The 12508-nt window shown below is 47.1% G+C and carries 12 protein-coding genes; 4 read left to right on the forward strand and 8 right to left on the reverse strand.

What is annotated here, in order from left to right; translation table 11 throughout:
• The first annotated feature begins 880 nt into the window (after nucleotides 1-880).
• Nucleotides 881-1768 (forward strand): SPFH domain-containing protein, encoded by an 888-nt coding sequence (locus P8O70_20955; GenBank protein ID MDG2199310.1) that lies wholly within the window; start codon nucleotides 881-883, stop codon nucleotides 1766-1768.
• Nucleotides 1769-2061: 293 nt separating this feature from the next.
• Here P8O70_20955 and P8O70_20960 read toward each other — a convergent pair whose 3' ends face one another.
• From P8O70_20960 to guaA, 3 genes are all read right to left on the reverse strand, one after another.
• Entirely contained in the window at nucleotides 2062-2274 is a 213-nt protein-coding gene (locus P8O70_20960; GenBank protein MDG2199311.1) for a hypothetical protein, read from the reverse strand.
• A 150-nt stretch (nucleotides 2275-2424) separates the two neighbouring features.
• The gene (locus tag P8O70_20965) at nucleotides 2425-3054 is read right to left on the reverse strand and encodes a cytochrome b/b6 domain-containing protein (protein MDG2199312.1); all 630 of its coding nucleotides are present in this window, start codon (nucleotides 3052-3054) and stop codon (nucleotides 2425-2427) included.
• A gap of 31 nt (nucleotides 3055-3085) precedes the next feature.
• On the reverse strand, nucleotides 3086-4897 hold the full coding sequence (gene guaA / locus P8O70_20970; protein MDG2199313.1) for a glutamine-hydrolyzing GMP synthase: 1812 nt from the start codon (nucleotides 4895-4897) through the stop codon (nucleotides 3086-3088).
• Nucleotides 4898-4964: 67 nt separating this feature from the next.
• On the opposite strand from guaA, the gene P8O70_20975 reads away from it, so the two are divergent.
• Nucleotides 4965-5405 (forward strand): twin-arginine translocase TatA/TatE family subunit, encoded by a 441-nt coding sequence (locus P8O70_20975; protein ID MDG2199314.1) that lies wholly within the window; start codon nucleotides 4965-4967, stop codon nucleotides 5403-5405.
• 6 nt (nucleotides 5406-5411) lie between these two features.
• Here the strand turns inward: P8O70_20975 and P8O70_20980 are convergent, their stop codons facing one another.
• Entirely contained in the window at nucleotides 5412-6440 is a 1029-nt protein-coding gene (locus P8O70_20980) for a hypothetical protein (protein ID MDG2199315.1), read from the reverse strand.
• Between the two features lie 56 nt (nucleotides 6441-6496).
• On the opposite strand from P8O70_20980, the gene P8O70_20985 reads away from it, so the two are divergent.
• Together P8O70_20985 and yihA are read left to right on the forward strand one after the other, a co-directional pair.
• Entirely contained in the window at nucleotides 6497-7405 is a 909-nt protein-coding gene (locus tag P8O70_20985) for a hypothetical protein (protein MDG2199316.1), read from the forward strand.
• Nucleotides 7402-7977, forward strand: a complete 576-nt coding sequence (gene yihA, locus P8O70_20990) for a ribosome biogenesis GTP-binding protein YihA/YsxC (GenBank protein ID MDG2199317.1) — start codon at nucleotides 7402-7404, stop codon at nucleotides 7975-7977. Before P8O70_20985 ends, yihA begins: the two co-directional genes overlap by 4 nt.
• A gap of 1 nt (nucleotide 7978) precedes the next feature.
• On the opposite strand, the gene P8O70_20995 is transcribed toward yihA, so the two are convergent.
• Genes P8O70_20995 through P8O70_21010 form a run of 4 tightly spaced genes read right to left on the reverse strand, consistent with a single transcriptional unit; the run spans nucleotide 7979 to nucleotide 12466 of the window.
• On the reverse strand, nucleotides 7979-9748 hold the full coding sequence (locus tag P8O70_20995; GenBank protein MDG2199318.1) for a long-chain fatty acid--CoA ligase: 1770 nt from the start codon (nucleotides 9746-9748) through the stop codon (nucleotides 7979-7981).
• 18 nt (nucleotides 9749-9766) lie between these two features.
• On the reverse strand, nucleotides 9767-10882 hold the full coding sequence (locus P8O70_21000; protein ID MDG2199319.1) for a UDP-N-acetylglucosamine--N-acetylmuramyl-(pentapeptide) pyrophosphoryl-undecaprenol N-acetylglucosamine transferase: 1116 nt from the start codon (nucleotides 10880-10882) through the stop codon (nucleotides 9767-9769).
• Entirely contained in the window at nucleotides 10852-12126 is a 1275-nt protein-coding gene (locus P8O70_21005; GenBank protein ID MDG2199320.1) for an ABC transporter substrate-binding protein, read from the reverse strand. The genes P8O70_21000 and P8O70_21005 overlap by 31 nt, the downstream gene beginning before the upstream one ends.
• Entirely contained in the window at nucleotides 12026-12466 is a 441-nt protein-coding gene (locus P8O70_21010) for a hypothetical protein (GenBank protein MDG2199321.1), read from the reverse strand. The genes P8O70_21005 and P8O70_21010 overlap by 101 nt, the downstream gene beginning before the upstream one ends.
• Nucleotides 12467-12508: the final 42 nt, after the last annotated feature.

Below are 12508 nucleotides of genomic sequence, written 5' to 3' on the forward strand. Positions count from 1 at the left end.
AGTGAGCAGAAACTAAAACCTTCTCTTTTGATCTTGAAGATGCTGCGAGTATACAATATTGGCAGCATCAACTTTACATACCCGCCCCGATCTTCCTCAGCCAAACTACCGAAACTATCCATCGGTCTTGATCCGATAACCTCTCCACTAAATTGCCAGTTAGTATTTCGAATATGTATTCTCAAACTGGAGCGATCAGGGGACTGCGCATATCAACAATCGTCATAACTGCTTTATCAAAGTTCTCATTCATCAATATTTGGATCTAGTATTTTAATTTTTTTTGAACAGAATTTGGTTTTTATCTCACTCATAAAAAGAAGTTGACTTTAATCTTTAGTTGATACCTGAAAAGCTGAAAATATCAATATGCCAACAAAGATGACCATTTATTGTGATGAAATTTGATCATTTTATTGGTGGTTATGAGATTTATTCAAACAAAGTTTGTGAACCTGTTTTTTTGAGGATGAAGTACCTGCTTATTGTTAGCACCTTAAAGATTTATCTCCAAGCTTGGCAGTGTTAGTACTAAATGATTTGACTGACACCAAGAGGGCATAGTTGGGATGAGAACATTGAGAAAATTTTATTATTTATATCTCTAAATATCAGAAATTATTTCATATTTTTCAAGAGATAAATCTGTATTGCTGGCTACTGAATTTAATATTATTTTAAGATAATTGGGTATATGTAATTTAAAATTATGAGTGCAAGCCAAGTGTATTTTTCAAAATATACTTGGCTTGCAGAATTTTTGATTCAGATTAATGTACTAGTGCAATATATTTTTATTTATTCATAAATTAATTTAATCTGTTGATTTATAAAATAAAAAAATATTTTGATATTTTTTAAGCTAATTCAATGAGGATTTATGAATAAGTTAAAAACTTCACTTGGAGTATTAGGGATTTTTGCACTTGTTTTGGTGTGGTTTGCATCTTCTCTGTACCAAAAAGTTCCAGCAGGATATGTTGGAGTGGCAACACTGTTTGGGGAAGTTCAGGAGAGTCCTTACGAAGAAGGATTGCACATCCCTGTGAATCCGTTCTACGAATGGTACTTCTATGATGTAAGGCAAAAATCTCACTTAGAAGAAGCCAATGTTCCAAGTCAAGATCAGCTTCAAACAAAGATACAGGTGAGTGTACAGTTTCAATTAAGTAGTAAAAATGCGCCCAAAATTTTACAGGAAACAGGCCAGGCTGCCGATGTTTTACGTGTCCATATTGTTCCAAAATTAAGATCACTTTTACGAGAGCAAGGAAAAACAATTAAGAGAGCTGAAGATTTTTTTCTGGAGGAAACTCAGCAAAATATGCAGATATCACTGCTGGAAGGCCTCAAAGATTACTTAATTCCAAAAGGAGTGAATGTTGGGGCAGTATTGATTCGCGATATATCATTGCCACCGTTCATTATTAAAGCGATTGAGTCTAAGAAAGAACGAGAGCAAGAAGTTGAGAAGCAAAAAGCTGAGTTAGAACGATTTAGAACGGAGCAGCAGCAAAAGGTTGCACTTGCAAAAGCAGAAAGTGAGGCCGCAGAAGAGCAAGCACTGAAAAAGAGGGTACTTGCAGACGCTCAGGCTTATGAAATTGAAAAAATCAATAGTGCTATTGGCAGTAATCCCAATTATGTAAAGCTCCAAGCATTGGAAGCATTGAAGGCAATTTCCAAAGATCCAGCATCCAAAATATATTTTATGGATGGTGACAGTCCATCACCACTTCCGTTAATGAATTTTGGAAATGTTCGCTAATCAGAGAACTTGTTGATTCAGTGCTGCTTTAATAATTGATTTTTCAAAAAATTTGATAAGTACTCGCAGTTCCTAAATCCTAGTTCATCATTTCAGATTTCTGACTTCTAGTGGTAAGAGACAGATTTAGAGTTGCAAAGAGTAAGAGTGTGGATGCAAGCGGAGATAAGAGATCTAAAAAATTATGAGATCTGATGACCAACTGATTTGATATGAGGATGAACTGTTTTGACACGATTCAGAAAAGTGGTCATTTCGACTCAGAATAGTTTTTCGCTGATTTGTGCGTTGAGTCAGAACTTCTCGAACTTACTGAAATCAAAGAGATCTTTGATTTTAGTATCAATTGTATTGGTATAGTGACTCAGGAGATGCAGATCTAATTCAGTAACCCACGCGTTCTTGCCAGCGGTTTTCAGTTTGGTGAGAGAGCTAGCAGCGTCAAAGGTTTCGTAGACACACAATGGGATCTCAGGTTGCTTTTGGGTAAATACGGCAAAGAACATAAACCTCCAAAGACAGAATTTATCCATCGTAGTTCAGACACTTAGAGTCTGATGATCCACTAAATATACCCTCGGTAGCTTTTTCAACAAAAATGATTTTTGAGATTCAGTGAAGCAAAAGTTGGAAATCTGAATTGTGTTGGATAGGTCTTATAGCCTCACGTTCTTTTTCCCCCTTAAATGCAGAATTTTTTCTAAAGCACTAAATGTGAATGATTCTATTTTTACAAACCTGTCAGGTATCTTGACTGTCCTTTCTTCGTTCCAAAAAGGAACCATTCCATGCCAAATCTTCTCTCCTTTTAGGCGTGAATAAACTGCAGCAAGAATATGAATCCCAATGAGCCAGTAACTCAGTGATGCAGAAAAATCATGTAATCCCATTGCTAAGGCTTGCAGGAGTCCATCTTTGAAACCGAGGGAGAATAGAAAAGCAATCACCAGGCCCGAGACTGGGAGCATTATCAAACTGAAGTACATACCCACATGAATGGAACGCGCAAACAAGAGGTATACTTTTGAAATATTCTCTGGGGCTCCAATTAAAGTAGGAAACCTTCTCATGTAGAAGTAGCGCAAAATCACAATTGCCAGAAAGACGATTGCAAAAATTACTTCAAATTCTAGCAGTGAAGCGTCTTCCAGTTGGGAAATGTCATTGACTTGCTTCACAATCCCATAGGCATACAGGAGAGTGAAGCCCCAATGCAGAAACTTTGAAGTGAGACTGTGTGATGAAATAGAGGCTCGACTAGGATGATTGTTTTCCAAATTAAGCATTCTGGGGACTCTAAATTTTGGAAGTCAAATGCTACTCCCACCCAAACGTAGCAGGAGGCTTGTGAGTGATATCGAAGAAGACGGAGTCAATTCCATCCAGAGCATAGAGTTGGGGCAAAAGTTCATGGAGAACTTGCCAGTCCACGGGGGCGAAGCGCGCAGTCATCACATCTTCAGATATGACGGGACGTAGCACGATGCTGTCTTGGTGACCATCCTGAGAAATTGGCAGCAGGATAACCAGCAATTGAAAGATACGCTCCAGCCAGCCATGATTGGCGAAGGCTTCACTGACGTGAGCCTCAGCAGCACGTAGCAAGTTTAGGCGAGGCTTTTCACAGAAGGCACGACGGACCCGCCAGTTGGGTAGCTGATCTATTGGTTGAGGGGGAAGATAGGCCACGACCCGATTGATCGCACGTACTTGGTTAGTCAGTCGAATCGAAGTGTTCTCGAACCACTCCCAGTCTGTTGGGCCGAGTAGCACAGCCGGCTCTGTGTAGGTTCGTTGATCTCCCTGTACACCTACGCTGCGTACTGGTAGTAGAGAAGCCTGAGTGGGTGACAGATGTTGGTGTAGTGTGTCCAGTGTACTGTTGTGTTCGGGCTGAAGGATTGTATCTTCATTGGAACAGAGGACGTTGATTGAAAGACCCGGCCCAGGAAACGGATGGCGCCAGACGATTTCTTTGGGTAGTCCCATTAGTTCCCCGACGCGTCGCACCTCATCCTTGTAGAGTTCTTTGAGTGGCTCAACAACATGACCCTTGGCAATCAAATCCTGGATTGCATCGACTCGGTTATGATGGGACTTGATCACCTTGGCGTGTTTGGTGCCTCCAGATTCGATGATGTCTGGATAGAGCGTGCCCTGTCCGAGCAGCCATTCACCAGGGTTCAATTTTAATTCTTCCAGTAGTTTTTCCCGTACTGTCAAAAAGGTGTTGCCAACCTGGTGTCGTTTCCGTTGTGGGTCCACTTCACCGGCGATTGCCTCTAGAAAAGCCTCGCTGTAGTCTCTGCCAACCACATTGTCATAACCTAGCTGTTCGTAGCGTTGGAGAATTTGCTCGGCCTCATTCAGACGTAGAAAGCCATTATTGATGAAGAGTCCTAGCACCCTTTCCTTGCCTAGGGCTTCGTTTAACAAAGCAAAGGCAACCGAAGAGTCCACACCACCACTGAGGAACATCAGCACATTGTGCTCACCAACTTGTTGTTGAAGTTCATCCTTTGTCTGCTCAATGAACCGTTCCATGCTCCAGCTAGGGTGTGCCTTGCAGAGTTTCACGAAATTGCTGAGAATCTGAGTGCCTGCCAGTGTGTCAGTGACTTCTGGGTGAAACTGCAGGGAAAACAACGGACGTTCCTCGTGCTGCAGAGCGGTCAGGCTACCTGAAATGGTTTCACCAATCACCTGGAAATCCTGTGGAAGCTCCGTGACGCTGTCCTGGTGGCTCATCCAGACTTGGGAGTTGTCGGCAACATCTTTCCATAAGGGAGAAGGGCTCAGTTGACGCAGAGAAGCTTTGCCGAACTCTCCCTGCCCCGTGTTGGCTACACATCCATCAAAGTGCTTGGCCATCAGTTGGTGGCCGTAGCAGAGGCCAAGAATGGGCTGAGAGAGGTTGAGGATTTCTGGATTGAAGGCTGGTACATCCTCAGCAAAGACAGAAGCAGGCCCTCCAGAAAGAATGATGCCCTTGGCAGCCTCAAGGCTATCTGTGTCAATAGAGGGTGGAAAGATCTCGGTATAAACTCCTAGGTGTCGGATTCGCTTGGCAATCAGGTGGGCGTACTGGCTCCCAAAATCAAGAACTGCCAGAAAGTCGTCATTGGGCATTTGCCTTTCCTCGTTAAGCAGGATATAAGTTCACGTCTTGTTGATAAACGTTTAGGAGGAGAATCTCATGTTTGGCATCGGTCTGCCAGAGTTAGTCATCATTGTTGTGATTGCGCTGATCTTCATTGGACCCAAGCAACTTCCTGGAGTCATGCGCTCCGTTGGCAAGGGGCTCGTTGAACTCAAACGGGCTACCAACGATATTCGTCACACCGTACAGACTGAGATGGATACCATTGAGCGGGATCTCGAAGTGAAGGATATCAAGAAAGACTTTGAGAATGACTTCGGTGGAGTGGCCAACAAGTTCGGTTCATTGAAGCTCTCTCAGATGAGTACTGGAGACAAGCTGGAAGCAGTGGCAAATGCGTTTGAAAAGGGGCAGGAGGACTTGGCCGCACGAAAGGAAAATGTAGCAGCTGCTGAAGCCAAGGAAGCTGAATCAACCGCTACTGCGAGCACAACAGATTCCACTGTTAGCAAAACGAACGGAACTGCCACAACTTAAGAGCTGTCAGGAATCCCCACTCGTGGGCGTCTTTGTATCCGCGGACAGCCCGACCTGTGGCACACCGTTGTGAGTCATTGTTTCCATCGGAAGGCTAACTTCCAACCCAACGACCTGATCTTCTTCCCGGCGTAAGCTGATCCTTCCTCCATGGGCGTAGATAATTTTGCGCCCGATCAACAATTCTGGACTCCCATCCACCTCGCTCATTCGCTGCGCCAGATAGTCGCCCCAATTTTTTGCCTTCGACAAGTTGGAGCCGGAATCGATCTTAACAGTGATCTGGATGCGAGCATCTCGTTGTTGGCGTGGATTGGAGGTTTGCAGAAGCAACTGGAGCGGTTCCGTATTTGCTTGGCGTCGTACTTCCTGAAGCATGGCCAGCAAGGCTCTCCGGAATCCTGCTGGGTCCAAGCGCATCTCATCGGGAAGCCGAGTCGAAGCAAAGAGCCGCAGTGGATGTCGACTCTGTTGCGTGTGCTGACGGGCAACTCCCCGAAAGAATTTCAATAGATTGACCGCTCTGCATTCAGGCTGATAATCCTGATGGATCTCTTCTAGTTCCTGTTGCTGGTTATCAGTGTCATGCAGCATTTGCTTGGCCAGCTGGCGACAGTGCTCTAAGGCTTTGCGGACCTCTGGGTCGGGAATTCTCTCCAGCAGTTGACCGACTCGTTCCTCCAACTGAGAGGCTGGTTTACGCAAAGCAGAAAAGGTCTGTGGGAGAGATCGTACATGGTAATTGACTGTTGCTCTTTCGGCCTGAAGATTTTGTAGTTGGGCTTCCTGTTTGGCCAGTTGGGCCCGTAATTGTCGTGGGCTGGGACCATTCGCTTGTTGACGTTGGCTTTCGTAATTGACCAGTTGCTGTCGCAGTGAGTTCAGCTTCTGATTCAACTCGTGGATGATCAGATCTGACTCGTCCGGCAAGGTCTGCGTAGACTCTTCGACTTGTAAAGCAAGCTGGGATCGAGGTATAACTTTGTTTTCTGTACTCTTTTTAGTCTGCACCAGCGATGCACGTTCTGAGGTCATGACCTCTCCTGTTGCTGCTTAACTGACAACGTATTGCTATCCGTAATGAATTGCGCATGAGTCTCATACCTGCTGCCCCAACCCTTGGTTCGCTCTTTGTTCAGAGTTGGCAGATTTATCGTGCGCATCTCTTTCCTTTGTTGGGACTGACCCTGGTGTTACTGGTTCCAGCGCTACTGCTCAGCCTGAGCGGAGTAGATCAGGGAGAGAGCGTGGTCTTTTTCCTGCTGATGAGACTGTTGGAAGCAGGAGCAACCCTGGGACTGCTCTCCCTACTGTTCACAGGAGTTTTTCCCACTGGGAAGATTTTACGCCGTTTGGGCGGTCGCGCTGTCTTGCGACCTCTGCATGTCGGAATCCTACAGTACTTGCTGACAATCCTCGGATTCTATGGATTGATGGCACCGACACCGTTGAACGTTGTATTGGTGACACTCTGGCTCAGTAGTTTTGTTTTTCTGACCATTGCTCAACCAGTTTGTGTGATAGAAGAGCTACGGGGACTTCCTGCCTTGGTGCGTAGCTTTCAACTGACTCGTAACCGGTTGAAACGAGCTTTTAGTGTCGTTGTTGTCGCCATGATCCTGCAGTTATTGCTCTTTATCGTGTTGCTCCAACTGTTCCTGCCGGAAATCAATTTCAGTGCCTTGTTGCAAACAGATCCAATGGCAGCGGATGGAGAAGACCTCGTCAAGTTGTTGGGAAGTGCAGAAACCCAGGCTGCCTTGCGCTGGACACAGTACCTGACTGCATTGATTTTCTATCCCTATGCTTCGATTCTGACCGTACTGCTATACTTTGATTTGGCCCGAGATGAGGCGGTTTGTAGCCGGGACCGCTTACAAGCCCTGGCGGTCCATCACTTTGAAATCCCAGCAGAATATTTTGAAGATCCGGAAAAGGAAGCAGAGGAGACTACCGACAAGGTGACAATCCGTGAGATCGGAACGGAAGACAAACAGTGAAGATTCATTCAGCAGAATTTCTTACCAGCGCAGCACAACCCAAGCAATTCCCAAATCCAAGCCTGCCTGAAATCGCCTTTGCTGGAAAATCCAACGTGGGCAAATCCACGTTGATCAATTCATTGCTGCAGCGCAACCAACTGGTCAAGACCAGTTCCACGCCAGGTAAGACCCAGCTGATCAATTTTTTCTGTATTAATGACCTGTTTCATCTGGTCGATCTACCTGGCTATGGCTACGCGAAGGTGCCTGAAGCAGTACGTCGTGGTTGGCAGACAACGATTGAGGCCTATCTTGGGGAGCGTTCCACTCTTCGAGGTGTCGTGCTGATCGTGGATGTCCGCCACAAACCGGGAGAGCATGACCGCCAGATGAAGACTTGGCTGGATCACTACCAGCGGCCCGTCCTAGTTGTGGCCAACAAGATGGATAAGCTCAAGCGGAGCCAGTACCACAGTCAGCTTCAGCAAGTTCGAACTACTCTCCAATTAGAGCAGGACCCCTTGCCACATTCCTCCCTAGACAAGTCTGGGCGTGAACCCATCTGGTCTGCGCTCCGCCAATGGCTTTGAATCAGTACATTCCTGTCAGTTCTTCCTGAAAGCGTTCCTCGACGCGATTGCGCTTCAACTTCAGAGTTGGGGTGATCAGGTTGTTGTCCACGGTCCACTCTTCAGTTAGTAGATGGAAGCGCTTGGGCCGCTCATAGTCCTGAAAGTCTGCTGCATATTTACGGAGTTCCTGCTTGTAGAGCTTGAGGATCTCTTCATCCTTGAGCCAGTCTTCCAGCGTGCCAGTGATGTTGTTGCGGGACGCATGGGTTTTCAGGGCATCGACTTCAACTACGATTAGCGCGACGTTGTAGAGTTTCTGGAAGCCGTAGATCATCACCTGATTAATGAAAGGACTGAGCTTGAGTGATTCTTCCACTAGAGCTGGGACACAGTACTTGCCATTTTCCAGCTTATAAATCTCCTTGACTCGCCCAGTAATCCGAAGGAATCCATCCTCGTCAATATTACCCACATCTCCAGTGCGAAAGCCTCCTTCCGGTGTGAACACACTCGCGGTTTCTTCCGGCAGATTATGGTAGCCCAGCATCAGGGTTGGGCCATGGATAATGATCTCTCCATCTTGCTCGTTGGCCGTGGTCACAGAGCGATCAATCTCAACGCGCACTCCTGGTAAGGGCTTGCCAACGGCTCCAGTCTTCTGAACATCGGGTGCGTTGGCGGAGACAATTGCTTCGGTCAGTCCATATCCTTCGAGGAGAGTGATGCCGATGTTTTGGACAAATTCAATGACCTCCGGATTCAGTGCACTTCCTCCGCTGTAAGCCATCCGCAATCGATTGCCAAAACGTGCCCGAACCTTCGAGAAGAAGAGCTTGTCGCAAAGTTTGAAGGACAGCGCTTCCTTGAGGGAGAGTTTCTCACCATGCCGTCGCTTGGCGGAACAGGTCAATCCGTATTGGAATAGGGAGTAGAGCTTGGGAGACTTGTTGTAGATCTGTAGATGAATCTTTTCATAAATTCGATTGTAAACACGTGGGACTGCAAAGAGAAGGGTTGGTTTGACCTGGCCCAGTTCATCGACTAATTTAGCAAGATTTTCGTTCATGGCTGCAGACATTCCAAACATCATCAGCCCATGAATTTCGCAAATCTGGCCAAAAATATGAGCCCAAGGCAAGAAAGCCAGTGTGCGGTCACCTTTCTGAAAAGGGATGCTCGTCAAACCTGCCTGGACGGTAGAAAGTACTCCACGATGACTTAGCATCACACCCTTGGGGTTACCAGTGGTTCCAGATGTGTACATGATTTCTAATAGTGCACTAGCTTCTGGGTATTGGGCAGGAACAGGGTGCTGCTGGCCCATCTTGCGCAATCCCTCATAGGTATGAATTTTAGGATCTGCAGCTTCTCGCAGTAGGACAACGTGCTGCAATTCTGGGAGAATCTCCCCACGCCAGGTCAGTGCCTCATGATAGAGTTTTTCAGAGGCGACCAGGAGTACCTTGCAACCTGCATCGCGTAGAATGTATTGCCATTCTTCTGTGTGTTGCTGAGGGTACATTGGCACATAGACAGCCCCTGCGCTGAAGGTTGCGTAGGCCATCGTAACCCAAGGAATCATATTGCTTGCGATGACTCCAACACAGTCTCCCATCCCGATTCCAAGCCAGTCCAGTCCTCCCCGCAAATCGGCAACGGTCTCAGCAAAATCGCGAAATGTCATCCAATTGTAGTCACCATTGGCTGGGGCTCCATACATGGGCAGATCTGCGTATTCTTCGCAGCAGCGATCCATCATTTCCACAACGTTCTGATACATCAATTCCATCTCTTATCCTCCCTAAGATTAAGATATAAGCAGGCCTTGTTGGCGAATCAGACTAGCAAACGCGTTAGCGCCTTGCGGTGGCCAGTAGGACTGCATTCGTTGTCCGGTGATACCTGGTTGATATGTAGACCAAAATTTGGACCACCATTGCGATCCATTTTCAGCCAATTCCTGCTGGTTTAGCAGTGTGATAGCGCCAGCTTCAGCCAATGTGGAAGCATTTAATTCCTGGTGGCTGTTCGGTAGAGGAACAAGGATCACATCCTTGCCTAGAATCGATAACTCACCGAGGGTGCCAAGGCCTGCGCGGGTAATTATAAGCTGACTACGGGCTAATAGATCACCCATGCCCTCGTTGATAAATTCATGGGTCTGATAGCGAGGACCATGCACCAGATCATTTTTACTACCCCGCCCAGTCAGGTGAATCACCTGGAAGTGTTTCTGCCAGGCCGGCAACAGCGGTTGAATGGCTCTGTTCAAGCCAACGGCACCTTGTCCTCCACCAGTGATTAGCAAAACCGGTAGGTCAGGATTCAGCTGAAAGCGCTGGTTGGCCCGTTCGGGATCTCCTTGATAAACAGAGCTGCGTACAACGGGACCGACGTGTTGTCGCTCCGGGATGCGTTGAAAGGCTCTCTCAGAGGCTGGAAAATAATAAGCCAGCGCTGAACTGGCTGGAGCCATCAACCGGTTAGCCAGTCCTGGCAAGACATCCATTTGTAGCAATACTTGAGGGATGCCTAATGCTCGAGCTGCATGGGCAACAGGCACGCTGACAAAGCTTCCAGCAGAGACCACAACGTGAGGCTTGAACTGCAGTAGGTGTTTTAAACCAATTATTCCACCAGCTAGAATACGAAAGGGATCTGTGAAGTTTTGCCAGCTGAAATAGCGGCGCAACTTGCCAGCTGGGATGGCATAGAAGGGTATGCCTGCCTCCTCTACCATGGCTTGCTCTGGGCCGTTTGTTGTGCCAAGAAACCGAGATTCGGTTGGTCCCAAGGCTCCTAAGGCCTCGTGCACTGCTAAGAGAGGAGTCGTTGGACCACCCGATCCTCCTCCTGTAAATAAAACACGCAGGGTTGTTGTCATGAAGCGTTTCAGTCCATCACGGATTGGACAGTACGCCACTGACCTTGCTGCACTTCTGCTAGCAATGGTTGTTCAATCCCTTCGTGATCGCCTAGGCCAAATTGTAGAACTGGTCCACCTAGTTCATCCTGATAGTTGTTCATCGATTCAAGGGCTGAAGTCAGCTTTTCAGAATTCAGTTCTGGCCCAGCCAACTGCAGAGCGTGTGTTAGAATGCGGGCGTAAAAATAAGCCATCTGCACAGCGTTGTTTGGAGATTCTCCATATTCAGCCTGATATTTTGTGAAGAAATCTTGTGCTGCAGAAGAAGTTAATGTTTCAGGATATAACATTTCAATAGATGCTGTTGCTAGAAGACCTTCTGCTGCTGTTCCTGCACGATCAATTACGATTTGATCATAAGCGGAGACGTTACCAGCCATCGTTACATCCCATTGCAGTGATTTTCGGGTTTGCAGGATACGGATGGTATCACCCAGAATGGTTCCCAGTAGAACAACTTCACAGTCAACTTCCCTCAGGCGAAGTAGGGTGTTGAGAAAGTTTGTTTCTGTTGGGCTGTGTGTCTCCACAGCAGTCAGTGACATCCCCAATTCCTGCAATCCAGCTTCCACCCCATCAAGCATTTCACGGCCATAGTCCGTATTCTGGTGCATCAAGCAGAAACGCTGCAGTTTTTGTTGGTGAAAGTGGCGAACTAAGTATTGCGCCTGATCATAGTACGATACACTGGCTGTAAACTTGAGTGGATGAAACGGTTCTGACATCAGGCGGGCGCTAGTATATGGAAACAAGTTGGCCACATCGTGCTCTTCTTGTAGTGGCAAGGCAACTTGGTTCATGCTGGTTCCCAAGGCGGCTAGCATAACAAAGACCCGATCGTAAAGTACGAGCTTATTGGCAGCTTGACGAGCTCTCACAACTTGGTATTGATGATCCTCGGCGATCAGTCGTAGTTTGCGTCCATGAATGCCTCCTGCCGCATTGACTTCTGCAAAGTGAAAGCGTAAGGCTCTGACGGCTCCTAATCCCCAAGTGGCAGCGGGTCCACTCATTGCCGTATGAGTGCCAATGCGAATCTCGTTTGACGTCACACCTTGAGTCGCCCAAAGAGAGCTAGGCAGGCAGCAGAAGCATCCACAGAGCAGCACAACCAGACGAAGCAGTCCGCTGTTTGCTCGCCTACTCTTTATTGAAATAGCGTTGGTAGACTGGTTGTCGATAGCGGAACTGCCACCATAAGATTGGCCACAGGATCCATTCAAGCAGTCTGATAGGGGCATGGTACTCAATTGCATCAATGATTATTGTGTGGTCTTTCTGCTGTTCCAGCCGGTGTTCATGACGCCAGGAGCGAAGAAAAAAGGGTAGCTGCTGACCTTCATCAACAAAGACGATTTTCTCTGTGCTTGTTTGTAGTGAGGTGATCAAGCTGACCCACGATTGCTGTAGAGGCCAGAACCCCAGCTCAAGGTGCACTTTGTCTCCTTGCCGACACCCATCGAAGCGCAGCAGGCGCACCGGCGGAAATGGAGGATTCAATGCCAGGAAGAGATCTTGGTCAAACCTCTCCCAGACCTCGTTGATGGAACAGGAAACCAGGGTAGAGAAATAGAGACGCATCACTCCGGTCAATCAGGCGTAACGACAAACGAATTACAGAAT

Source organism: SAR324 cluster bacterium, assembly GCA_029245725.1.
Taxonomy (GTDB): Bacteria; SAR324; SAR324; order SAR324; family NAC60-12; genus JCVI-SCAAA005.